General features: G+C 51.1%; 22 protein-coding genes. 12 read left to right on the top strand and 10 right to left on the bottom strand.

Features of this window, described 5'->3' with window-relative positions; genetic code table 11:
- Positions 1 to 187 precede the first annotated feature (187 nt).
- The 7 genes from ACTJKB_RS04425 (at position 188) to ACTJKB_RS04395 (ending at position 7,161) form a co-directional block, all read left to right on the top strand.
- Entirely contained in the window at positions 188 to 1,573 is a 1,386-nt protein-coding gene (locus tag ACTJKB_RS04425) for a CapA family protein (protein WP_440832023.1), read from the top strand.
- Between the two features lie 39 nt (positions 1,574 to 1,612).
- Positions 1,613 to 2,344 carry a glycerophosphodiester phosphodiesterase gene (locus tag ACTJKB_RS04420; RefSeq protein ID WP_440832022.1) on the top strand — a complete coding sequence of 244 codons (732 nt, stop codon included), beginning with the start codon at positions 1,613 to 1,615 and terminating at the stop codon, positions 2,342 to 2,344.
- Positions 2,345 to 2,384: 40 nt separating this feature from the next.
- The gene (locus ACTJKB_RS04415; RefSeq protein ID WP_440832021.1) at positions 2,385 to 3,008 is read left to right on the top strand and encodes a fumarylacetoacetate hydrolase family protein; all 624 of its coding nucleotides are present in this window, start codon (positions 2,385 to 2,387) and stop codon (positions 3,006 to 3,008) included.
- A 24-nt stretch (positions 3,009 to 3,032) separates the two neighbouring features.
- Positions 3,033 to 3,833, top strand: a complete 801-nt coding sequence (locus ACTJKB_RS04410) for a DUF92 domain-containing protein (RefSeq protein ID WP_440832721.1) — start codon at positions 3,033 to 3,035, stop codon at positions 3,831 to 3,833.
- Between the two features lie 75 nt (positions 3,834 to 3,908).
- Positions 3,909 to 4,514 carry a TetR/AcrR family transcriptional regulator gene (locus ACTJKB_RS04405; protein ID WP_440832020.1) on the top strand — a complete coding sequence of 202 codons (606 nt, stop codon included), beginning with the start codon at positions 3,909 to 3,911 and terminating at the stop codon, positions 4,512 to 4,514.
- 45 nt (positions 4,515 to 4,559) lie between these two features.
- Complete coding sequence (locus tag ACTJKB_RS04400) at positions 4,560 to 6,488, top strand: ABC-F family ATP-binding cassette domain-containing protein (RefSeq protein ID WP_440832018.1); 1,929 nt, start codon at positions 4,560 to 4,562, stop codon at positions 6,486 to 6,488.
- A gap of 187 nt (positions 6,489 to 6,675) precedes the next feature.
- Positions 6,676 to 7,161, top strand: coding sequence for a tetratricopeptide repeat protein (locus ACTJKB_RS04395; protein WP_440832016.1), 486 nt, complete (start codon positions 6,676 to 6,678; stop codon positions 7,159 to 7,161).
- A 193-nt stretch (positions 7,162 to 7,354) separates the two neighbouring features.
- Here ACTJKB_RS04395 and ACTJKB_RS04390 read toward each other — a convergent pair whose 3' ends face one another.
- The 6 genes from ACTJKB_RS04390 to ACTJKB_RS04365 form a co-directional block, all read right to left on the bottom strand.
- Positions 7,355 to 8,188, bottom strand: a complete 834-nt coding sequence (locus ACTJKB_RS04390) for a hypothetical protein (RefSeq protein WP_440832015.1) — start codon at positions 8,186 to 8,188, stop codon at positions 7,355 to 7,357.
- Complete coding sequence (locus ACTJKB_RS04385) at positions 8,172 to 9,215, bottom strand: M42 family metallopeptidase (protein WP_440832014.1); 1,044 nt, start codon at positions 9,213 to 9,215, stop codon at positions 8,172 to 8,174. The genes ACTJKB_RS04390 and ACTJKB_RS04385 overlap by 17 nt, the downstream gene beginning before the upstream one ends.
- 196 nt (positions 9,216 to 9,411) lie before the next feature.
- Positions 9,412 to 9,732: a LapA family protein gene (locus ACTJKB_RS04380; protein ID WP_440832013.1), complete on the bottom strand. Its 321-nt coding sequence runs from the start codon at positions 9,730 to 9,732 to the stop codon at positions 9,412 to 9,414.
- Positions 9,733 to 9,818: 86 nt separating this feature from the next.
- Positions 9,819 to 11,609: an oligoendopeptidase F gene (gene pepF, locus ACTJKB_RS04375; RefSeq protein ID WP_440832012.1), complete on the bottom strand. Its 1,791-nt coding sequence runs from the start codon at positions 11,607 to 11,609 to the stop codon at positions 9,819 to 9,821.
- A 206-nt stretch (positions 11,610 to 11,815) separates the two neighbouring features.
- Positions 11,816 to 11,986 (bottom strand): hypothetical protein, encoded by a 171-nt coding sequence (locus ACTJKB_RS04370; RefSeq protein ID WP_379153789.1) that lies wholly within the window; start codon positions 11,984 to 11,986, stop codon positions 11,816 to 11,818.
- Between the two features lie 6 nt (positions 11,987 to 11,992).
- A complete protein-coding gene (locus ACTJKB_RS04365) occupies positions 11,993 to 12,226 on the bottom strand; it encodes a hypothetical protein (protein ID WP_074086091.1) in 234 nt (77 codons plus the stop codon).
- 172 nt (positions 12,227 to 12,398) lie between these two features.
- Between ACTJKB_RS04365 and ACTJKB_RS04360 the strand changes: the two genes are divergently transcribed.
- Entirely contained in the window at positions 12,399 to 12,596 is a 198-nt protein-coding gene (locus ACTJKB_RS04360) for a cold shock domain-containing protein (RefSeq protein WP_019911834.1), read from the top strand.
- Between the two features lie 180 nt (positions 12,597 to 12,776).
- On the opposite strand, the gene ACTJKB_RS04355 is transcribed toward ACTJKB_RS04360, so the two are convergent.
- A complete protein-coding gene (locus tag ACTJKB_RS04355) occupies positions 12,777 to 14,012 on the bottom strand; it encodes an MFS transporter (protein WP_440832011.1) in 1,236 nt (411 codons plus the stop codon).
- Between the two features lie 225 nt (positions 14,013 to 14,237).
- On the opposite strand from ACTJKB_RS04355, the gene ACTJKB_RS04350 reads away from it, so the two are divergent.
- From ACTJKB_RS04350 to ACTJKB_RS04335, 4 genes are all read left to right on the top strand, one after another.
- Entirely contained in the window at positions 14,238 to 15,320 is a 1,083-nt protein-coding gene (locus ACTJKB_RS04350) for a tetraprenyl-beta-curcumene synthase family protein (RefSeq protein WP_440832719.1), read from the top strand.
- A gap of 64 nt (positions 15,321 to 15,384) precedes the next feature.
- Positions 15,385 to 16,356, top strand: a complete 972-nt coding sequence (gene pfkA / locus ACTJKB_RS04345; protein WP_440832010.1) for a 6-phosphofructokinase — start codon at positions 15,385 to 15,387, stop codon at positions 16,354 to 16,356.
- A gap of 118 nt (positions 16,357 to 16,474) precedes the next feature.
- The gene (locus ACTJKB_RS04340) at positions 16,475 to 18,931 is read left to right on the top strand and encodes a CoA-disulfide reductase (protein WP_440832008.1); all 2,457 of its coding nucleotides are present in this window, start codon (positions 16,475 to 16,477) and stop codon (positions 18,929 to 18,931) included.
- 15 nt (positions 18,932 to 18,946) lie between these two features.
- Positions 18,947 to 19,207, top strand: a complete 261-nt coding sequence (locus ACTJKB_RS04335) for a metal-sensitive transcriptional regulator (RefSeq protein WP_074086095.1) — start codon at positions 18,947 to 18,949, stop codon at positions 19,205 to 19,207.
- Between the two features lie 45 nt (positions 19,208 to 19,252).
- Here the strand turns inward: ACTJKB_RS04335 and ACTJKB_RS04330 are convergent, their stop codons facing one another.
- The 3 genes from ACTJKB_RS04330 to ACTJKB_RS04320 all read right to left on the bottom strand — a co-directional run bounded on the left by ACTJKB_RS04330 (position 19,253) and on the right by ACTJKB_RS04320 (position 22,472).
- Positions 19,253 to 20,623 carry an MATE family efflux transporter gene (locus ACTJKB_RS04330; protein WP_440832006.1) on the bottom strand — a complete coding sequence of 457 codons (1,371 nt, stop codon included), beginning with the start codon at positions 20,621 to 20,623 and terminating at the stop codon, positions 19,253 to 19,255.
- 126 nt (positions 20,624 to 20,749) lie between these two features.
- A complete protein-coding gene (locus tag ACTJKB_RS04325) occupies positions 20,750 to 22,000 on the bottom strand; it encodes a putative glycoside hydrolase (protein ID WP_440832004.1) in 1,251 nt (416 codons plus the stop codon).
- A gap of 283 nt (positions 22,001 to 22,283) precedes the next feature.
- A complete protein-coding gene (locus ACTJKB_RS04320; protein WP_178382026.1) occupies positions 22,284 to 22,472 on the bottom strand; it encodes a hypothetical protein in 189 nt (62 codons plus the stop codon).
- Between the last annotated feature and the right edge of the window lie 26 nt (positions 22,473 to 22,498).

The following is a 22,498-nucleotide window of genomic DNA, read 5'->3' as shown; positions in this document are numbered from 1 at the left end:
TAAGGATTATATGTTTCACGCTATAAATCATCCTTCTATTTCTCGCTGAAACGGATTCCGTCCCTTAAAAGGACGGCGAAGCCGTTTCCACTTATCCACTTTGGGTGAGCCTCTCTATTTTGGAGGATGGGGCGGGACTTATGCTATAATAGAAACAATTTTAGGGCAAAGGAGATTACTTGCATTCATGTATCCGCCGCGTTCACGTACCCGAAAAAACAACAAGCAAAGCAGTAAGCGCCGGCGCAGAATGGTTTGGGCATGGATTAACGCAAGCCTGCTTCTAATGATCGCTGCACTGCTGACTTATGCTTTTATGGGCGATCGAGAGTCAAGCGACAATCCCCCGCCGGCTGCAGCAATATTTAGTTCTCCATCACCGGAGCAGGGAGAAACAGTACCCGAAGCTACAGTATCCTCTCAGCCGACTCCGGAATCTTCACCAGAACTGGAGCCTTCATCTGAACCGGCTGTGGAGACAACTCAGGCCCCTACGGCCCCCGTTCCTTCACTTGCTCCTGAAGCAAGCGCTGTACCGGAAGGGACGGCCGATCCCGATGATGCGGGCTCCCCTCAGAGCTCCGGCAGCAGCCCAATTTCAGGCCTTCCAGAGAATGCCGGGAAGACCGTGAAGCTGAATTTTGCGGGAGATGTCATTTTCTCAGGCAAAGCGGGTGAAATCCTGCAGCAAAAAGGCTATGACTACTCTTACGCCGCTCTGGATGGCATGTTCAAGAAGGATGATCTGACCGTTCTCAATCTGGAAACACCAATCACCAACGGAGGGATAGGCGCCGCTAACAAGCAGTTTGTATTCAAAGGCGATCCCAAGGCACTGGATTCCTTGAAGGCTGCTGGTGTGGATGCGGTGAATCTGGCGAACAACCATACTCTGGATCAGGGTGAGGAAGGTTTGCTGGACACTCTTGAACATTTGAACAAACGCGGCATTCCGTATGTAGGGGGCGGAGTGAATGCAGCTGAGGCATACAGCGCCAAGTATTTTGAGCGAAATGGCATCCGTATTGCCCTGCTTGGATTCACACGTGTAATGCCTGTGATGGAATGGAAGGCTGAGGCTGGCAAACCCGGAGTGGCTTCGGTGTATGACAGCACAGAGGCACTGAAGGCTATCGCTGCCGCCAGGACCCAAGCAGATCTGGTCATTGTAATGGTACACTGGGGCAAAGAGCGGATGGAACAATATGATTCCGTCCAGCAGGCACTCGGGCACAGCTTCATTGATGCGGGAGCAGATCTGGTCATGGGCGGGCATCCGCATGTGCTACAGGGGATTGAGCCGTATAAGGGCAAATGGATCGCCTACAGCGCCGGCAACTTTATTTTCACCCGTTCCCAAACCCGGGCCACCTGGGATACCGCTGTGTTTCAGGCGGAGTGCAGCGCACAAGGGCAGTGTTCGATGAAGCTCAGACCGATGAATGCGGAACTGGCGCAGCCGGTGCCAATGAATGAAGTGGACGGCCAACTGCTGCTGCACAAAGTGGAATCCCTGTCCTCCGGTCTTGTGAGGATCGGCAATGACGGAAGCGTAGTTGAGGTTGTCAAGTAGGCGCAGGCATAGACCATACTTCTGCCGGAGGTGCTAACGATGAAAAATATGTGTGTGGCCCATCGCGGTTTTTCCGGAAAAGCTCCGGAGAACACCCTTGCTGCCATAAGGATGGCCATTGCGCTCCCTTTTGTACGATGGATGGAGATTGATGTTCAGCTTACCAGAGATGGTGTCCCCGTAGTCATTCATGACTTCTCGCTAGACCGCACAACCAACGGCCACGGCAAAGTCAAGAATATGGATTATGAACATGTCCGGCGTCTGGATGCAGGGAGCTGGAAAGGCCGTGCATTTCGCGGAGAACGCGTTCCTTCTCTGGAAGAGGTGCTGCAGCTTGCCTCCGGCAGGTTGCGATTGAACATTGAGCTGAAGACTAGCGGTGAAATGTATCCCGGGCTGGAAAAAGCTGTGATTGATCTTGTCAACACTCACGGCATGCGTGATGAGGTAGTTCTGACCTCGTTCGATGCCGGCGCGCTGCAGCGGATCAAGGAACTGGACCCCCGTTTCCGCACAGGATTGATCTATGACGCAAGGTCCGGCGACCCGGCGAGGAAGCTGACGGAGCTGGGCTGCTCCTTTCTGTCCATCAGCTTTGACCGGCTGAATCCGGGTCTGGCGAAGCTGCTTGCCGAGCGCGGGGTGCGGGTGATGGCCTGGACGGTGAATAAGGCAAAAGAGATGCGCCGTCTGGCTGCGATGCATTCAGATATCATGATCTGTACGAACCGTCCCGACATTTGGGGCGATACCTTTCTGGAAATATAGCTTAAGCTTATAATTGACGGGAAAGAGAGCTGAAGAATGAATGTGCGCTGATGTTAACAATATCTACTGCGTTGGACGAAACTACAAGCAACATGCGGAGGAGCTGGGCAACAAGGTACCAGTGGAGCCATTGATCTTTCTGAAGCCTTCCCATGCGGCGGTTCCCCTCGACAAGGCCATTATCCAGCTTCCGAAGGATGCCGGACTGATTCATTACGAAGGTGAGATTGTTCTGCGGATTGCTCGGGACTATGTACCTGGCATGAGCGTGCAGGAGCTGGTGGATGTCATGGCCCTGGGGCTGGATTTCACCCTACGCGATGTGCACAACGATCTGCAAAAAAAGGGTCTGCCCTGGACGCCTGCCAAAGGCTTCAGGAATGCTGCTCCGTTGACCCCCTATATTGCGTTTCCGGAAACGGATGAGCTGGAAGCGACGGATTACACCGTTCGCAAGAATGGTGTGGAGGTGCAGCGCGGGAACGTCAAGAACATGATTTTTTCACTGCAAAAAATTGTAGAGTTCATTGCCGCCCGTTACGGTTTGGGCAAAGATGATATTATATTTACCGGTACTCCGGCAGGTGTCGGCCCTGTGGCTTTAGGCGATTCGTTCGAATTGTTTTGGGGCGATCGCTTATTGGGCACCTGTCTCATCGGTTAGCATATGGTAACGGGACTTGAAGTGCTGCAATGGGTGATCGGCTTCTGCGGCGCCTTGCTGGTGGCTGGGGCGGCTTATTATAAGCAATCGCTCAGCTTTTCCGGGATGCTGGCGGCGGTTGCGATGGGAACGATCTACTTTGGGGCAGGGAATGCCTTTTGGTTTGGTATTTTGCTGCTGTTTTTCATTTCTTCCAGCCTGCTCTCGAAGCTTCACCATGAGAATAAGGCAGAACTGGAAGCCACCTATGACAAAACAGGACGCCGGGACGCCGGCCAGGTATTCGCCAACGGCGGGCTTGGCATGCTGCTGGTGCTCTTGAACGCCATATTTCCCCTGGAGCTTTGGGGATATCTGTTCATTGGCGTCATGGCGACCGTGACGTCCGACACTTGGGCGACGGAGATTGGCACCCTCGCCAAGAAGCCGCCCCGCTCTGTGCTGACGGGGCGTATTCTGCCGCCCGGCACCTCGGGTGGTGTCTCGCTGCCGGGCACCCTGGCTGCCGCTGCAGGCGGCGCCCTGATCGGCGTTGCCTCCTGGCTGCTGAGGGCAGCCTCCGGCATGCCTGAGCACTCCGTCCTGCTGCTTACGCTGGCAGGACTTCTAGGGGGGCTCGTCGGCGCTTTCGCCGACTCGTTCCTGGGGGCAACGGTGCAGCGCATGAACCGCTGCACCGTTTGCGGCCGCGAGGTGGAAGCCTCGCGGCATTGCGGTCAGCCTACGGTGTACGCCCGCGGCTGGCGCTGGATGGACAACGATGCGGTCAATGCCGTCAGCTCCATTCTGGGCGGTCTTGCCGCCTTGCTGGTCGGCGGGCTATGACGCGAGGCGGCAGATCGTTGTGCTTTTCATATCATATATAAAACCTATATTCGCATTATTGAAGGAGGTGAACCGGTGAGCAGCGCGTCCATTCACAAACATACAGCCATTCTGGATGCCGCTTACGAGCTCTTCGGTTCAGGCGGTTTCTACGAAACGAAGATGTCGGAAGTGGCAGAACGTGCAGGGATTGCCAAAGGCACGGTGTATTTATATTTCAAAAATAAAGAGGATTTGTTCATGGCGGTCACCCGGAGGGACTGTGAAGGTTTTCTTCAGCAGCTGGAAGGCAAGCTGCGGGCCAGCGGTAGTCTGACCGGGAAGCTGTCCGTCATTGCAGAGCATCATTTATTTTACTATTACGAGCGCAAGCAGCACACGAAGCTTTTTTTTCGGGCGCCGAATAACAATCCTGAGCTGGTAGCCTACATGGCGCTATTTATGGATGAGTATATGCAGGCTGTAGTGAAGGTGCTGCTGGAAGGCGGGGCATCCGAGCCGGAGCTGATGGCGAAGTCGTACATCGGCATGCTGGACCGGCTGAAGATGGATATTCTGTTTGACCCCTCTTTCTCGGAAGAGGATGCGCACAAACGGACTAAGTTTGCAGCCAGCCTCTTTATCGGCGGTGCCGTCGCCAATATGAATGCGTCACTTGGAGATTTACCGGCAGGACAATAAGGAATACAGATCCGGTTTAAAATATAAGGCAAGCGAGGACAGATCATGATTATTATGACCGTGGAACATCTTTCCAAGAGCTATGGGGAAAAAACATTGTTCCGGGATGCGTCGTTTGGAATGGATGACAGGGATAAGATTGGCGTCATCGGTGTGAATGGTACAGGAAAATCGACTTTTTTGAAGATTATCGCGGGTTTGGATACAGCTGATGACGGACAAATTTCCATAGGAAATTCGGTGCGGGTGCAGTACCTGGCACAGAATCCTCCGTATGAGCCGGACAATACTGTGCTTCAGCAGGTTTTTGCCGGGGATGAACCAGAGCTCGCTACCATGCGGGAGTATATGGAGACGTTGTCTCTTCTGGATAAAAGCCCGGGCGACTCTGTCCTGGAGAGCCGTCTGGTACAGATCGGACAAGCCATAGACGCCGCCGGGGCGTGGCAGCTGGAGAGCGAAGCCAAAACCGTGCTGACAAAGCTCGGCATCACGCAGTTTGATGCGCGCATGGAGACGCTGTCCGGTGGACAGCGCAAGCGGGTTGCTCTTGCAGCAGCTCTGATTACACCTTCTGAGCTGCTGATCCTGGATGAGCCTACGAACCATATCGATACAGATTCGGTAGCCTGGCTGGAGCAATATCTCCAGAAGCGGCGCGGCGCACTGCTGATGGTAACCCATGACCGCTATTTCCTTGAGCGGGTAGCGAGTGTCATGCTGGAGCTGGACGGCGGACAGCTGTACCGTTATGAAGCGAATTATTCGCGGTTCCTGGAGCTGAAGGCTGAGCGCGAGGAGCGTGAGGCATCCATGGAGCAGAAGCGCAAGAATCTGCTGCGCACCGAGCTGGCCTGGATCCGCCGGGGCGCCAAGGCCCGTTCGACCAAGCAGAAGGCCCGAATCGACCGTTATGAGAAACTGAAGGACAGCCAAGGCGCGGCTTCAACGGGCGCACTGGACATTTCCGTGGCTTCGACCCGTCTGGGCCGCAAAATCATCGAGATGAAGGATCTTACCAAATCAATGGATGGACGGACACTGATTAAGGATCTGACCTATATCGCGGTGCCACAGGACCGGGTAGGCATTGTGGGTCCGAACGGCAGCGGCAAATCAACCCTGCTGAATCTGATTGCCGGCAAGCTTCAGCCGGACAGCGGAGAGGTGCAGCTGGGGGCAACCGTCAAGCTGGGGTACTTCACCCAGGAGCATCAGGATATGGATGACACTATGCGGGCCATAGAGTATGTAAAAGAAGAAGCGGAGATCATCCGCACAGCGGACGGGAGTGTAATTACAGCCGGACAGATGCTGGAACGGTTCCTGTTCCCGCCGGCTATGCAGTGGACGCCCATTTCCAAGCTCTCCGGAGGAGAGAAGAGACGGCTCTATCTGCTGCGTGTCCTGATGGGAGCGCCTAATGTACTGCTGCTGGACGAGCCGACCAACGATCTGGACATCGGGACACTTGCCGTGCTGGAGGATTATTTGGATGAATTCCCGGGTGTAGTGTTTACCGTATCCCATGACCGGTTTTTTCTGGACCGCACGGTGGATAAGCTGATTGCTTTTGAACAGGGAAGCATTCGTCTGCATGTAGGTGACTACAGTGAATACGAGGAATGGATGGCGAAGAATGTCCCGGCTGGTGGAGTAGAAGAGAGTGCAGGCAAGCGCGGCTCCGTACCAGAACAAGGAGGACAGGCTGCCCCAACCGCAGCTTCTTCCAGAGAAAAGCTGAAATTCACCTTCAAGGAACAGCGTGAATATGAGGGGATTGACGAGGCCATTGAGCAGGCGGAGCAGCATCTGGCGGACATCAGCGTACAGATGGAAGCAGCCTTTGCAGATTCCGGTAAGCTTCAGGAGCTGGTGGAGAAGCAGCGGCAGGCAGAAGCGGAGCTGGAGCGACTGATGGAGCGTTGGACGTATCTGAATGAGCTGGCAGAGAGAATTGCCGGCAAAGCTTAGGACTCGGGTATCCGTTAATCTGTGATACCAAGCGACATTTTAACGTCATCCCAGAGATGGCTACCCTGCTTTTAGGCTTGATGACTCACCAATTTGTGACACTAGCACAGCAATCAGAGCTCCTGCCCTGGTTGCTGTGCTTTCGTATAGCGTGCGGCTTTACAGCGCAAAGAGGAGGCAGAAGAGATTGACTTATTCGTTTGAAACCGCGGTGGCCCTTCGCACCGCCGGCAAGGCTGAAGAGGCAAGAGAACTGCTCCTTGCACTGCTGAGCGGGGATGAAGAGAATGCTGAGCTGCATTATCAGCTGGCCTGGACGCATGATGTGCTGGGCCTCGAACGGGAGGCCATCCCTTATTACGAGCGCAGTCTGTCACTGGGCCTGCCCACCGAGCAGCGCATGGGTGCACTTCTGGGACTTGGCAGCACCTATCGAACACTGGGGGAATATACCCGGTCCAAGGAAGTGCTTGAGCAGGGGCTGCACGAGTTTCCGCAGCAGAAGGAATTTGCGGTTTTTCTGGCCATGACGCTACACAATCTGGGCGGCCATAGTGAAGCGATGAAGTTACTGCTTACATTGCTTGCGGAGACTTCTGTCAACGAAGGAATCAGCAGCTACCGCCGTGCAATCCTGTACTATTCGGATAGAATAGACCAGGTATGGGAATAAGCATTCAGAAATCCAAGCAGGCAGGTTTCCGTGATTGGAAACCTGCCTGCTTATTATAAAAAAGCGGGCGCCATCACCAGCCGGTAGATACCTGGCTGTGCAAGCGTCCGCCTATACGAGCCAACAGGAGACTTCCTGTTGGCTATTGATGATGTTAATCCGTTATTTCATCCGGCGGATCCTGCCCGGCAGGCTAGCTGCCGCCTGCCAGGGCAATCATCTGCACAACCGGACGCGAGTCGCCGGTCAGCACAGCCTCTTCGGCATTCATCTGCGAGGAACCGTCGCCGTCGAGGAAGATCCCTTCCCGCGCTTCGCCGGGGACGGTCTCCAGAATGGCTGTACGGAATGCCTCTGCCGTACAGAGCGATGGTGTGACGATCAGCCACAGCTTCCCGTTCCCATCGTAGACCAGCCCCGAGCGCATCCGCTGCTCGTCAGCATAGGGCAGATGCTCTGCGGCTGCCGCTGCCTGCCACACCTCTTCATGCTGCAGGTTCATGCTGATCCCGCCCTGCGCCCAGTAATGCCTGCGGTCCGTGACGGACAGGTCATCTCCCGAGGAGACGACCTGAACCGACATCGTCCCGCTCGCCCCGTCCCATACCAGTGTTCCACGCGGATATTTGGCGTTGAACCAGCCCGAGCCATACGCCCCTTGAACTCCGTTCACCGGGCGGTCATTCAGGATCGCCACCGACAGCAGGTCGCTGCCGTAGAAGAAGCCGCCGTTAATCCCGTAGGCGGCAATCGGGCGCAGCGGTGTACCTGCGCTGCGCAGCACGATGTCAGCCGGTGCCGCTGACATCATATGCAGCTGCACTTGGCCGGAGCTGTCCGCCTGCAGGTAGCTGTACGTGTGAGGGAGGCCATGGAATGCCTCCCTAGGTTGTGGCTTCGTCAGCATCACGATAGCCGCCGTCACAACAGCAACAGCCGCCGTCAGGAGAACGGCGGCTGTGAGCCATGGCCTGCGCTGTGAAGCCCGCCTCAGGCCAGCAAGTGTGGCCTCAGTTCGCGCCCACATATGCTGCGAGAAGCTTGGCTGTATTCAGCACAGCCTGCTTGTGGGTGCGCTCCATGGAGTGGGAGGCATGTACGCCTGGGCCGATCAGCGCAGCCCGGATATTGTTCCCGCCTCGCAGGGCGGCGGAGGCATCGGAGCCGTACTGCGGGTAGATATCGACTGCGAACGGAATTGCCAGACTATTCGCCAGTTCGATCAGCCGGCCGGTCATGGCATAATCATACGGTCCGGAGGAATCCTTGGCACAGATGGAGACATCGGTCTCTTTGCAGCTTAGATCATCACCCATGGCACCCATGTCGACCGCGATCATCTCGCTGATCTCTCCAGGAATCCAGGCAGCACCGTGCCCCACCTCTTCGTAATTGGAGATCAGCAGAGAGAGGTTATGCAGCGGTTTCCAGCCTTCGCGTTTGATGCTCTCTAGCAGCCCGAGCAGAGCGGCTACACTGGCTTTGTCATCCAGATGGCGTGATTTGATATAGCCGCTGGGTGAGATAACCGCCCGCGCATCGAAGGAGATGAAGTCACCTACGGCAATGCCGAGCTTCAGCACATCGTCTTTGGTGGAGACCAGCTCGTCGATCCGGATCTCCATATTTTCCTCTGAGCGCTTGAAGTCACGCGCATCTGCGTAGACATGGACCGAAGGATGGCTGCTGAGAATTGTGCCGGTATAGGTTAATCCGGTGCGGGTGTGAATGACGCAATATTCATTTTCGATGCTGTTCATGGTAAAGCCGCCGACAGAGGTAAGACGCAGTGTGCCGTTCGGTTTGATTGAGCGCACCATGGCTCCAAGCGTGTCCACATGGGCACTGATGCCGATGGTGCGAGCAGGATCAAGTCCGGGAACGTTCAGAATCACTCCGCCTTTTTCGTTCCAGCTCAAAGGTACACCCAGTGCTGCCGCTTCCTCAGCCACAAGGTTCATGGCCGCAGTCGTGAAGCCGCTGGGGCTGGGAGTATCGAGCAATTTTTTGAGAATGGTTAGAATGTACTCTTCATTAGGTTGGATGGTAAGCAAGGTAAAGTCCTCCTGTTCTTTATAAGCGATATAATCAGTACATGCTATTTTGGGTTATGCTCATTTTTATATAGCTTTTCTGTGAAACTGTGGATTTACATTCTATATACTGTAGCCAGGGTTTCAACCAATTTAGTTTTACTTATTCCAAATAGCTTCAGTTCAACACATATATTTGATTTTCTTACGGGTTATCTTATAGCTGGGACGTGCTGTTTGCGTTAAAGCTATCCTGATTTACTGGCACCGCATCCAGGGAATTTCCTGCATCACGGAGCTTGTTTAGCTCTGCCGTAAGGCCTTTGATCTGCTTCTGCAGTTTGTATTGGCGAAAAATGCCGTAAGAGCCGACAATCACCCCGCCGATCAGCGCACAGCCAAGAATGACCAGGATCAACGGAATGCTGACAACATCAAAATAGAAATTAACCTGAACCGGGTCCACATTGATGACTGCGAACACGGCTGTGAGCAAGGCGAAAATCAAGCCTAAGATAAGTGACCATTGCAATCTCATGAAACTTCCTCCTCTAAGCATAGATGACAAGATAAATCCCCTGCCCGCAGAGGGCAAGGGATTACAGTAATACTAAGCTTTATGCCTTATTTGGTCAACTGTTCCATTTGTTCGATCACGCTTTCGAAGACACTCATCGCTTCGCGGATCGGTGCAGGTGAGGACATGTCAACGCCTGCCTTGGAGAGAATGTTGATCGAATAATCGCTGCCGCCGCTCTTCAGGAAGCCGAGATATTTATCTACCGCCGGTTTGCCTTCTTCCAGAATCTGCTTGGCGAAGCTGGTAGCTGCCGAGAAGCCGGTAGCGTATTTGTACACATAGAAGCTGTTGTAGAAATGAGGAATCCGTGCCCATTCCATTTCGATATCCTGATCCACGACCATATCCTTGCCATAGTACTTGACGTTAAGGTCATAGTAGATTTCCGACAGATCCTGAGGTGTCAGGGACTCGCCTTCTTCGGCGCGCTGGTGGATGATTTTCTCGAATTCAGCGAACATGGTTTGCCGGAACACCGTAGTACGGAACTGGTCGGCATAATAAGTGAGCAGGTACATTTTTTCCTTCGGATCGGTTGACTTCTTCAGCAGATAATCCATCAGCAGCGCTTCGTTGGTTGTGGAAGCTACTTCTGCGAGGAAAATTGTATACTGTGCATCCCGGTATTTCAGCGTGTTGTCCGAATAGTAGGAATGCAGGGCGTGGCCCATTTCATGAGCCAGTGTGAACATGCTGTTCAGGTTGTCGTTATGGTTCAGCAGCACATAAGGATGGGTACCGTAGGCTCCCCAGCTGTAAGCGCCAGTGCGTTTATTCTCATTTTCGTAGACATCAATCCAGCCCTTGTCATAACCTTCCTGCAGCACACCCAGATAGTCCTCGCCGAGTGGTTTCAGGCCTTCTTTGGTAATCTTCTTGGCTTCTTCAAAAGTGATATCCAGCTTGTATTCGTCCACGAGCGGTGCGAACAGGTCATACATATGTAGCTCGTCAACACCCATCAGCTTCTGGCGAAGCTTCATGTAACGGTGCATCAGCGGCAGGCTCTCATGAATGGTATCGATCAGGTTTGTGTAGACCTCTTTGGGGATGTTGTCGCCATAGAGGGACATTTCCAGAACAGAGGGATATTTGCGCACACGAGAGTAAAAGACATTTTTGTTGACGTTTGCGCTTAGCGTGGCAGCAATTGTATTTTTTTGCTTACCGTACGTCTCATACACCGCTTTGAAAGCATTCTTGCGAACCTCACGGTCGGGGCTCTCGAGGAACTGAATGTAGCTGCCATGTGTTAGCTCGACTTCCTTGCCTTCCTCATTCTTGATCTTCGGGAACTTAAGGTCTGCATTGTTCAGCATACTGAACACGGTTTGCGGCGCTTGCGCAAGAGTACCTACCTGGGCCAGGAGTGCTTCCTCCGCTTTGGACAGAACATGAGCTTTCTCGCGTTTCATTTCCGTCAAGGTGAAGGTGTAGTCTGACAGGGAAGGGTCGGTAATGAACTGGTCGAGCTTTTCATTTGGCAGGGCAAGGATTTCCGGTGTAACAAAAGAAAGGGCTTCCCCGGCTTCCACTCCAAGCTTCTTCGCCTTCTGGGAGAGGGCCTGATAGGTCGGGGCAGCCGTATCCTCGTCCTGGCGCATATGCGCATAGACATAGAGGCGTTCGGTAAGCAGGGACAGCTTATCGTCGAGCTCAAAGCATTTTTTGAGTGCTTCGGGAGAGTCAAGTTTGCCCTGGAAATCAGCGGCGCCATCAATCAGCTCCTTGACTTCCTTATATTCTGCATCCCATTGCTCCTGTGAGGCGAACATATCCTCAAGCTTCCAGCGGTTTTCGGCGGGCACTTCACTTCTCTTCAATAATTGTTCCATAGAGATCCTCCTCGGATGATGGGATGTAATAGGCATATTCTTCTGTGGTGCCGCGTATGAAGCGGGAGCACCCTGCAGCAGGCTTAAGGCAAGCAGCAACGGGAGGGACTTGACGGAAAAGGACATAACGGAAGCCTCCTTAACATTTTAAGGTTGACTTAGTATGCCCTACCAAATCCTGATTATTTATGATCCAGCCTCAGAAGCTATGCCAGCAAGCTATAAATAATGAAGATAAAAGCCATGGCGATCAGAATGACCGCAGTCAGAGCCATGCCGCGCTTGAGGCGCGGCGGCACTTTTTCCTTGCCCATGACCAGTACTGCTCCAAGACAGAGAACAACAATAATAAAAATAACTAAATTCTCGTTATCCATTCCCGGCTAGACCTGTTTGAAGGCAGCGATGATATTTTTGTACTCTTCTTCATTATCTTTGTACGATTCTTTGTTGAAACGGTTGTTGACCCATTGCATCATAGCTGGACGGCTCATAAAGGTGTGCGTTTCTTCTCCCCATTGATCGGAAATTTCGCGGAGAACAATATAGCGCCCCTGAACTTCTACCGTCATCATATTCCATTTGTCTGTTTTGTATATTTCATGTTTTTTGATCATTATCATTACCACCCTGGCGATTTTTGGCTTTTGGCTCAATGATAACGCACGGGGGAAGTGAAAAGCAAATATTATCACTGGAGCAGGGAAATGATGGATTGATTTGCAGGTATAGTTGGGGTATAATGTAAGCATACGTCATATATGGCGGTATTTTTAGGAGGTTGTTCATTTGAAAGGTACAGTAAAATGGTTTAACGCAGAAAAAGGCTATGGTTTTCTTCAAGTAGAAGGCGGCGAAGATGTATTCGTTCACTTCTCAGCAATTCAAGGCGACGGATTCAAGACTTTGGATGAAGGCCAAGCGGTAGAATTCGATATTACTGATGGTAACCGCGGTCCTCAAGCAGCTAACGTAGTTAAACTATAATAAACGGCTGGACAGTTTGTCTGTCAGTCACAACATATATTTTTGGAATGGCAACACTTACAAGAGTGATAATCAGCAATTTCAAAGCACACAGTTCTTTCGGGAACTGTGTTTTTTTATTTATCCGGTTAGAACCACAAAGGGCCGCCAATCGCAAGAAATGCAGCCCCTTGATAGAAACTAATTGCCTTTGCGGCGGGTATAACGGGCGATACTGAAGCCAGTGTCCACCAGGTGTTTAGACAAAAAACCAACGAAGGCGAGCAGTGAGAAGCTCATCGCCACCACATAGAATACCGTCCGTCCGGCATCCTCATAGATGAACCCGCCAAATGTTCCACTGAGCAGACCTGCAGCACTCGACCATACAACAGTGAAAATCGCCATGCCGGTTGCACGGAGATGATCGGGGATAATGCGCGTAATATACCGGACGGCCGTCACGTAGTATATGCCAAATGAAATGCTGTGCATGGCCTGTATAGCAATCACCGCACCGGGTTCATTCGCCAGAGACATGAACAGGAACCGTGCGGCAAACATCAGACTGGCAAAAGCGAGCAGCGGCAGCTCTTTGAATCTGTCACCGTATTTGCTCAGGACGAAAAAGACCGGAATTTCACTCAAGGCTGAAGCCAGCAGCGACCAGCCGATAATTTCATCCCCGGCATTCATGGCTTTCAGGCTGAGTGTTAAGAAGGCTTCATTCATCCGGTAACCGATCGCAAGCACGAAGACACTGCCGAAGAACCATAGCACTTCCTTTTGCAGCAAAATCTGCTTCAGGCCTCCGTGTTTAAGTGGCTCCTCTGCGGAAGCGGCAGTATCTGCCTTGTTGTTTTCTTCGGTCCGTTTGACATCCTTCAGTCCAAAGGTAATAAGTAGCGCAATCACTACGATTACTATGCAGACGGCTATGCTGGACGATGAGCCCAGAGCCCTCAGCACATACCCGATCGTCAATGCGAAAAAGGAGTAGCCAAGCGACCCGAATACACGGATCGTAATGAAGTTGCGCCCATGGCGCTGGGCAATTTTGATTGCCATCGTATCCGCAAGCGGGAATAACGGGTAATAGAAGAAATAGAAAAGGGACAAAATAAACATCACGGCCCCAAAATCCGTAGTTCTTGCCAGCAGCAGTGCGGTAACCAGTTGACCGGCCAAAAGAATGGCCATGATTTTTTTGATGGTTCCCAGCCGGTCGCTCATCATGCTCCAGAACAGGTTGGACAGAATGGAGATCAGAGGTCCGATAGAATACAGGATTCCGATCTGGGGGCTGCTGAAACCAAGGTGAGTATAAAATAAAGGGAAATAAGACACTACCAGCACACTTGTGCCGTAGAGTGTGAACATAAAGGATCGCAGCCAGTTTTGATCGCTGTACTGGCCTCCGGTCCGTCTTGATAACATGAAGTTGCACTCCTCCGAATATGAAATACGGCTTCCTAATCCATACTTTAGTGTTGAACGCGTTCTAGTATAGCACAAAGCAAACGCCGGATGTCCGCAGAAATCTGGAGATTTCTGAATCTTTCACTGTTTTGCGAAAGTGATTTTGTTGTTTGTACAAATACGCTCAGCATATTATAATAATGATGATTTGGATAAGGAGACAACAATGTGGAGGCACTGTCATTGAATGAATTTGAGCAAGGCCGTTACCTTAGCCCTCGCGGTCCCATAGGGATGATGAGCAGGGTCTACAAGTACGTGCTGCCGGAAGTGCGGGAATGTCTCCATTTCTGGCGCCAGGATGCGGAAGGGATTCCCGATCCCGAGCTACGGAAGCAAGCGCTTGCCAGCATTGAGACTAAAGAGTTTCACTGCCAGGGCGGCGGAATATATGCCGCTGGCAATTTGTCGATGAGACATATACTGATTCCGCTTATTGTTGCTTATCAAACGATCAGTGATTATTTGGACAACCTGTGTGACCGCAGCACATCTCTTGATCCTGCTGATTTCAGGCTGCTGCATCAATCCATGCTGGATGCCATTAACCCCAAGGCTGAGCTTAGTAATTATTATGCGCTTCGCAATGAGCAGAACGACGGGGGATATCTACACAGGCTTGTCCGCAAATGCCAGGAGATGACTGCACTCTTGCCCGGCTATGCTGCGGCAGTTGAAGAAGTGCATGGTCTGGCTGTGCTGTATACGGATTTGCAGGTCTATAAGCACATTCGCCCTGATCTCAGGGAGACTGCCCTGAAGGAATGGTGGGAGGTGGAAGGCAAGCGGGCCCCGCACTTGCAGTGGAATGAGTTTGCGGCGGCAACAGGCTCTACGCTCGGCGTATTTATGCTGTTTCTGGCTTCTTGCGACCCCAAGCTGAGCACATCAGCAGCGGCTTCCATTCGGGCGGCGTACTTTCCGCATTTATGCGGTTTGCACATCATGCTGGATTACCTGATCGATCAGGATGAAGACCGGGCTGGCGGGGATCTTAATTTCTGCAATTATTATGACAATAGCGAAACCATGTTGAATCGGATCGCCTCCATTGTGGAGTGGGCCCGCAGGGATGTCCGGAATCTACCCGAGACCTCAATGCATCGCATGGTCATCGAGGGCTTGCTGGCACTTTATTTATCCGATCCGAAAGTCAGCGAACAGCGGGAGGTTCGCTCTGTATCCAGACGTCTGATGAGAAGAAGTCCTCTGACAAGATTATTCTTCTTCGTGAACAGCCGCTGGATACGAAGACATATGTATTAGAGGCTGCGGGGCGTTATTCTGATCAAGAACGGGCTCCGCACAATTTTAAGGAGGAACTAACAGGATGGCAAACGTAAAAAAAATCGCAGTATTAACCAGTGGAGGAGATTCACAGGGCATGAATGCCGCTGTACGCGCAGTAGTACGCAGCGGAATCTACTATGGTATTGAAGTGTTCGGAATCCAGCGTGGATACCAGGGCTTGCTGAACCGTGACATTTTCCCTATGGATTTGCGCAGTGTCGGTGATATTATCCAGCGCGGAGGCACCATTCTTCAATCCGCCCGCTGTCTCGAGTTTTTGACCCCCGAAGGTCAGCAAAAGGGTGCAGATATCCTGAACGAGATGGGAATCGACGGATTGGTCGTTGTCGGCGGAGACGGTTCTTATAAGGGAGCTAACAAACTTAGCAAGCTTGGCATTAATACCATGGCCTTGCCGGGTACCATCGATAATGATATTTCGTTCACCGACTATACCATTGGCTTTGATACTGCGGTAGGTGTTGTAGTTGATGCCATCAATAAGCTTCGTGATACGATGTCCTCGCATGAGCGTTCATCTATCGTAGAAGTTATGGGCCGCCACTGCGGGGACATTGCACTTCATGCCGGTCTTGCTTCCGGAGCGGAAACGATTCTGGTACCGGAAATGCCTTATGATCTGAACGAAGTAGCCGACCGTATGCGCGACAACTTTGCCAGAGGTAAACGTCACAGTATCGTAATTGTCGCTGAAGGTGTAGGCAAGGGTGAGGATGTGGCTCAGGCACTGAAAGACCGTCACGCCTCCCTGGACGCGCGCGTTACAGTTCTTGGGCATATTCAGCGTGGCGGAACTCCAACTCCAGGAGACCGCAATCTGGCCAGCCGTTTAGGCGACTTTGCTGTGCGTTCCCTGATCGAAGGTCAGTCTGACAAAGCTTGCGGCATTATCAAGGGTGAGCTTACGCTTACAGACATCGATCTGGTTGTTAATACCAAAAAAGACTTTGATACCGAGCTTTACGAGCTGGCATCCCGTCTTTCCCAATAGAATGATAGATATTTTCAATCAAGGCCGCCTAGAGAAGGCGGTCTTTTTTATACTTGACTATATACCCCCACCCGTATATTATATACCCCATAGGGTATATTAACGAGGAGGCAAAAGAATGAGCAAGAGAATTGTAATTGTTGGGGGTGTAGCGGGCGGGGCTTCAGCGGCTGCCCGTCTGCGGAGATTAAATGAACAAGACGAGATTATCCTGGTGGAGCGGGGAGAGCATGTCTCTTTTGCCAATTGCGGACTCCCTTATTACATTGGAGAAACTATAGACTCCCGGGAGAAGCTGTTCCTGCAGACACCGAAGGGGATACAGCAAAGATTTAATATCGATGTGCGGACATTGACTGAGGTAACAGCCATAGATCGCGAGAGCAAGCAAGTGGTTTCCCGTAATGTAATCACAGGTGAAGTCGTTAAGATTCCTTACGATATCCTTATCCTGTCTCCCGGTGCAAGACCGATTGTTCCCCAAATTCCAGGGATCACCAGTGCGAATAATCTGTTCACGCTAAGAAACATTCCGGACACAGATCGAATCAAGTCATATGTCGATCATCAGCATCCAAAGCACGCAACGGTTATCGGAGCGGGATTTATCGGACTGGAAATGGCGGAGAATCTGCGGGAGCGCGGACTTGAGGTGACGGTGATTGACCGGGGAACACAGATACTGAACCCGCTCGATCCTGAAATGGCAAGACCGGTTGAAGAACACATGCGCCTGAACGGTGTGGAGCTGCGATTGAACGAGGGTGTTGAGGCGATTAAGGAGGAAGGGAGATTGCTTCAGCTTGCATCCGGTACGACGCTTGCTACGGATATGATTATTCTGGCCATTGGAGTTTCACCGGAGAATGAGCTAGCCAGAAACAGTGGACTTGAGCTGGGAGTCCGGGGAGCTGTGAAAGTTAACGCTACACTGCAGACAAGCGATCCTGAGATCTATGCAGTAGGGGATGTTATTGAAGTCAGAGATAAAGTTCAAGGCTTTGAAACCATGGTATCACTCGCTTGGGGTGCCAACCGCCAGGGCCGTCTTGCCGCAGATCATATCAATGGCCGGTCCATTGCTTATGAAGGCGCTTTGGGTACAGCGATTATCAAAACCTTTGGCCTGACCTCAGCCCTTACCGGGAATAATGAGAAAACACTGAAATCTCTGGGAGTTCCATATGAAGCCATACACATCCATCCCAATTCACATGCGGGCTATTACCCTGGTGCAGCCCCGATTGCAATTAAGCTGCTGTTTAGCCCTCATACAGGAGAAATATATGGGGCTCAGGCAGTGGGAAGTGAAGGCGCCGATAAACGGATTGACGTGATTGCTACAGCTATCCGGGGAAAGCTCAGAGCAGACGAACTGGCGGATATAGAGCTAGCCTACGCGCCACCGTATTCTTCTGCCAAAGACCCAGTGAATATGGCTGGATATGTTGCTTCGAATGTAATGGAAGGTATGGTGAAGAACCTTCAATGGCACCAAGTGGATGACTTCGCACGGACCGGGGGGCTTATTATCGACGTCAGAGATGAGGTGGAGCTTCTTGCCGGTTATATTCCCGGGTCCATCAACATCCCTCTTTCAGAGCTGAGAAACCGCCTTACTGAAATACCTTCTGGTCAAAAGATTGCGGTATCCTGCCAAGTCGGTCTCAGAGGGTATATTGCGGCAAGAATGCTGATGCAGCATGGATTCAACGTGCAAAATGTTGACGGGGGCTATAAAACCTACGCTGTGATGGCCATAGACAGGGGTGTAGATCCAGAAGGAGAAAAGAAAAATCGGATTGCTGTTCCCGAAGTTTCCGGTTCCACTGAACAGCGGCTTATGCTGGATGCTTGCGGATTGCAGTGCCCTGGCCCTATACTCAAAGTATACGAGACCGTGAAATCCATGAAAGAGGGACAGCAGCTTGAAATTGTAGCAACAGATTTCGGCTTTGCCCCGGATATCCGGCAGTGGTGTCTCAAGACGCAGAATACTCTGGAATCCTTGGATGTCTCAGGGGGCAGGGTTCAGGCCCTTGTGCGCAAAGGAGTTCAGAAGCCAGTGAACGCAGATGCAGCTCCTCTTACCTCAACAGTCGAGAAGGAAGGAACGACTATGGTTGTCTTCAGCGGGGATCTGGATAAGGCGATCGCTTCCTTTATTATCGCCTCCGGTGCAGCTGCTATGGGCAAGCAAGTCACGATGTTTTTTACCTTTTGGGGATTAAATCTGTTGCGTCGTGAGCAGGCTCCAGAGGTTCAGAAAAAGGGACTGGATAAAATGTTTGGCATGATGATGCCTCAAGGTACCCGTAAATTGTCCCTCTCCAAAATGAATATGGGCGGTCTCGGGGCAAAGCTGATCCGGCACACCATGAAACGAAAAAATGTGGACTCTCTTGAACAGCTGATGTCGGGGGCCATCCATGCAGGTGTAAAACTGATGGCCTGTACAATGAGTATGGATATCATGGGAATCAAGCAGGAGGAATTAATAGCAGGCGTTGAATTTGGCGGCGTCGCCAGTTACCTAGGGGCCGCTGAGGATTCAGGCGTCAATTTGTTCATCTAAAGGAAGTGTATAGCAATGGAATATGATAAAGGGATCAAGAACAGACTGAAACGCATTGAAGGACAAGTGCGGGGCGTGTTAAGTATGCTGGAAGAAGGACAAGACTGCAGGGAGATTGTTATCCAGCTCACCGCAATACGAACAGCCGTAGACCGTACGGTAGGTGCCGTCATCGGAGCCAACCTGGAGCATTGTATCCAGGAGGAGCTGCAACAAGGGAATTCTCCCAATCAAGTCATTCAAGAGGCGGTAGAACTGCTGGTGAAAAGCCGATAACAAAAAGAACAGCTGCGGGATTGATTCCGGGCTGTTCTTTATTTGTTATATCTGAGCAGTATTGGTTTTGGTATGTCCGTACTGGCGCTGTACTTTGACAAGACGGGACAGCAGGAGGATAGCACCGATGGCAAGACCGGTGATCAGGCCGATCCAGTAGCCGTAAGCACCTAACGCTGTATAGGTTGCGAGTAGATATCCGGTGGGCAGGCCGATTACCCAATAGGCGACAAAACAGATAATAAATGCCGGATTCACATCCTTGTAGCCCCGAAGTACCCCTTGTGTAGGAGTAGCGATTGCATCGGATATCTGGAAAAAAATAGCGTAAATTAAAAAGTGTTGAATAAGTGAAATGACCTCGGGCTCATCTGAATACAAGCCGGCGACGTGATTGCCTACGAACAGCAGCACGAGGGCTGTAACCAGAGAGAGTACAGCAGCAGTTCCGATGCCCATAATTCCGTATTGCCGCGCATCCTTCAATCTGCCGGACCCGCTCTCGAAGCCGACGAGGATCGTCAGGCTCATGCAAATGCTCAGCGGGATCATATACAATGTGGAGGCAAAATTGATTGCCGCTTGATGGGCAGCAATTGTTACGGTATCGAACCGGCTCATCAGCAGTGTAACTGCGGAGAAGACTGCCGTTTCGAAGAAAATAGAGAAGCCGATGGGTACTCCGATCTTAAGCAGTTCTTTGAAACTTCGCCGGGACATGGAGTAGAATTTGCGGAACAATTGCAAGCTTCGGAAGGGTTCGGACCGGTAGACGAAGAGCAGAGCGATGGCGAAGATCACCCAATAGGTTGTGGCTGATGCAACCCCTGCACCAACACCGCCAAGACGGGGAAAGCCGAATTTTCCGAAAATCAGTAGATAGTTGAGGCCTACATTTACCGGTAGTGCAATTAGCGTGATGAACATAGAGACCCGTGTTTGCCCGAGAGCATCAATGCAGCTGCGGATAACGGTGTACCCAAACAGCGGAATGATTCCTACGGAGATAGCGCAGAGGAAACGGAAGGCAATATCACGCACCTGCGGTTCCAGGTTCATGAAATTAAGTACTGGCGAAAGGGCAAAGGCACCGAACACCAGGACCAAGAGCGATATGAGCAGAGACAGCCACATGCCTTGAGTGACCTGATAAGCTACGTCTTTTTCTTTTTTATTTCCCATCAAATGAGATACTATGGGCGTAATACCCATGAGGATACCGCTGAGTCCGGTTTGGATGGGAATCCACAGGCTGGTTCCAATTGCTACACCGGCCAAGTCATTCGTACCATATTTGCCTGACATATTCGTATCAAAAAAAGTGATGGCGGACAAAGCAACCTGCGTAATAAGAATAGGGAATAAAATATACAGGAATTGTCTAGCTTTTTGCTTCATTGAACTCGTGGGTATCATTGTACATAAGCCTCTTCATTCGATTTATTTAATTCCGGGACAGATCCCAGTAAAATGACCCCACAACGTGGGGTCTAGATGGATGTTTGTAAAAATAGAATTCGAAAATGGCAGTAAGCTGTTTTCTTATTTTTCGTAATCTACACCGGAAGTATAGCGGTTATTGGCATTCCAGAGCAGGAATTCATCGACGTTCTTTTCTTTTAGGGCACGTATCTGGTCTTCAACCTGCTGTTTGCCATATTTGACGTAATGTCCGCTTCCGAGCCAGCTTGCGGTGAAGTCTTGAATCCAGGGACGGATGATTGGTTTGTAGCTGCCCAGGGGATCAAGCTTCTTATGTGTATCCACCATGGAGCCTTTGATTGTGGCGTATGGGTTCTTATCCGGATCTTTCACATCAAACCAACCGGTTGAGTAATGGCTTGGATATATCATTGGGCTGATGACATCGACATTCTTGGATATCTTTACAAAGTCCTGGCCGATGCCTTCCGCAGCAGGGACAGAGGCTGCATAGCCAAAAATATCAACCGAAACGCGGACGCCAAGCGGCCCAAGTTCTGTTTTGGCATATTTAACAAAATCAGAAATGATTTCTACCCGTGGACGGTCACTTTTTGTGTATTTGAGTGTATCTGCTCGTTTTTCGAAGCCTTCAGGAAAACGCACATAATCGAACTGGATTTCCTTGAAGCCGAGTTTGACGGCTTCTTTGGCGATATCCACGTTGTATTTCCATACATCCTGGTTATATGGATTCACGAAGCTGTCTCCGCCCTTATTGGTCCATACTGAACCATTGGCAGTAACAAAGGACATCTCAGGTTTTTTCTTGGCGAGCACGGAATCCTTAAATACAACAATACGTGCAATGGGATAGACGTCATGTTTCTTCAAACGTTCCATTAGTTTGTTGATGTCACCAATGAACGGCTGAGGATGGCCCAACTGCTGAAGCTCTGCGTTATCTGTTTTATATGTGATGTATCCGGCATCGTCTTTAATATCAATGACCATGGAATTCAGCTCGGTTTTGTCGAGCAGGTTGAGCAAAGTCTCCATCCGGGATCCACCGGCGCTATATGCAGTTACGTAAATGCCTTTGACCTTGGGGGCATCCGGCTGAGGATCGGTTAGAAGGGCGGTGTCTGTAGCACCCGGAGAAGCTTCAGCGCCCGGCGTAGCGCCTGGATCAGGTGTTGCTTCGTTTCCTCCCGCAGTGTTCTGTGTAGCGTCAGGATTTGATGAGTGCTGTGCGGTGATGGACGTGTTCATGGCGGACTGCAGTGTAGCGGTCACGTCAGCTTCGTGTGAATGATGCTGAACGCCGACGCTTCCCAGAGCCATCATCAGTAGAGCCCAGGTGATATTCATTTGTTATTCTCTCCCTTTATGTACATTCCCTTAAAGTATAAAGGAACGGCAGCGTCCAAAAAGAACAGACTTGTAACAATCCCCGTAATTTTGTTCGCATAAAAACCGCTCTTGTTGTTTATAAACGGGATGTACAGATTTTAAACCATGCAATTCATCTGAATGACTCCCCCGGCCATTATAAGAAGGTTAGCATTCAGCTTTAAAAAGTAAATGCCGCCTGGGTCCGGCACACGGCCGAATCCAAAGCGGCAACTATTAAAACGGGTTCCAAGCATTTTACTTATTGAAGATAAGCAGAATTCTGATGCTCGTAAATGCTGTAATGGATAATATCCATGGCATCTTCCGGTTCCAGAATACTCAGACCGTCACGCAGAACAATCACGGAGTTCAATTCATCCTGCTTCAGAAAAGGTATCATATCCGGATACCATCTCATGACGATTGCTGACAGTTTTACCGTTTCCATTTCCACAACAATCACCCTTTCCTTTT

This window comes from Paenibacillus sp. 22594 (assembly GCF_052044425.1).
In the GTDB taxonomy this organism is placed as follows: Bacteria; Bacillota; Bacilli; order Paenibacillales; family Paenibacillaceae; genus Paenibacillus_AQ.
The sequence above is the reverse complement of the archived record's forward strand: the minus strand, read 5'-3'. Positions and strand labels throughout refer to the sequence as shown.